Origin of the sequence: Mesorhizobium sp. WSM3866 (assembly GCF_002294795.1) — a bacterium.
Classification (GTDB): domain Bacteria; phylum Pseudomonadota; class Alphaproteobacteria; order Rhizobiales; family Rhizobiaceae; genus Mesorhizobium.
This window is the reverse complement of the sequence record NZ_NSGC01000054.1, coordinates 1-1314: the sequence shown is the minus strand read 5'-3', so window position 1 is coordinate 1314 and position 1314 is coordinate 1. Positions and strand designations below refer to the sequence as shown.

The 1314-nt window shown below is 58.7% G+C and carries 1 protein-coding gene; it reads right to left on the bottom strand.

Features of this window, described 5'->3' with window-relative positions; translation table 11 throughout:
- Positions 1-342: 342 nt before the first annotated feature.
- Positions 343-594 (bottom strand): hypothetical protein, encoded by a 252-nt coding sequence (locus CK222_RS32120; RefSeq protein WP_127239571.1) that lies wholly within the window; start codon positions 592-594, stop codon positions 343-345.
- Positions 595-1314 lie beyond the last annotated feature (720 nt).

Below are 1314 nucleotides of genomic sequence, written 5' to 3'. Positions count from 1 at the left end.
GCCAGACTGTCCCGACATTAGCGAAACCACTGTCCGGGAATTAGCGGAACCCCTGTCCGGCTTTTGCGAAATGCGCATTTCGAGTTCGTGAGCGAAGCGATGCAGCACCGTGGGGGCGGCTTGGCGGGTTGAGAGACAGGTACCGGTCACTCACGCACGCGCGAGGTGGCAGGTAGGGGTGGCCTAGGTGGCAACCAGCCGCCGCGGTTTCCTCGCCAGCATCAGGTTCGGCTTAAGGGGCGCTTTTGAACCGAAAGAGGGTGGGGTATCCCAATAGAATATCCCACTCCCTTCACCAGATGGTCTTCACATGTCCGCGGTTCCCCGCATGACAGGTCGTAATCAGTTACTATTCCCCGGTCCGGTCGTCGTGGTCGACGTTGAGCAGTTATTGCAGTCGGTCTTGCCGTTATTGATCTGCCCGCTCGGTCCGGTCGATGTCGTTGTCGTTGTCGTCCCATTATCGTTGTTGGGTGGGTTTCCGCTGTGTCCCTGTTCACTGGTGGTTGTCGTCGAGATGCCTTTAGGGTCGGCAAACGCGGGAGCGGAGACTGCGAATGCAAGCGCTGTCGTGACGATAAGGATCGTTTTCATTTCGTTCCTCCTGACATGCTACGCACGCCGCATCATTGGAACGCGGCACGGGCCTCCTAATGCCGCGCCGAAACGTTGAGTTTAGACATAACTAATATTCAAAGGCAATTCAGTCGCGGCATCCCTGCATCAGCATTTCGGGGGAGCGCGCGCATCAAGTGACTCAGTCGCCGGATCTGTTCTACTTCAAGCGGCTTACTTCTCAATCGCGCCTACGGGGAGGCCGGGAACATTCTACCAGCCGTCCCGGTTGGGCTCGCGGCGATTGCAGAGACCCGCCTCGCTGGGTTGCACAGACCCGGAGCCCGCTCGTCCACTCAAGCCAGCGGGCTCTTGGCGGTCTCACATTTCGCGCCATATGACGGATGGGTGGCCCGGTAGCCTTTGGGTGTGGCTTGGGGGGCCGGCCCACCGGGCCTTAGCCGGCAGGGGTAAGAGCCGGCGAGCCACTATATGCGCATCTGCTAATATTTGGAAATTAAGCTAAAAGGTCGAACCCGCTTGAACCTCCAACATGGCGGGTGGACGTTACAACGGCACGTCAGCATCTCGGTCCCGGGCGGATGCCTCGACTGTCGCCGGCCGCTGATCTATTAGCCCGGTGAGCCAAAAGGCTGAGAAGTCAGATCAGGCGAGCAGCCAATCGTTCAAATGGAATTCATAGATCTTGCCGTCGTTCTCGGTCGGATTCGAGTCGTTGTCCACGCCACGATCGACGAC

Coding starts and splice junctions, on each gene's coding strand:
- CK222_RS32120 (WP_127239571.1), bottom strand. CDS start 594: ATGAAAACGATCCTTATCGTCACGACAGCGCTTGCATTCGCAGTCTCC.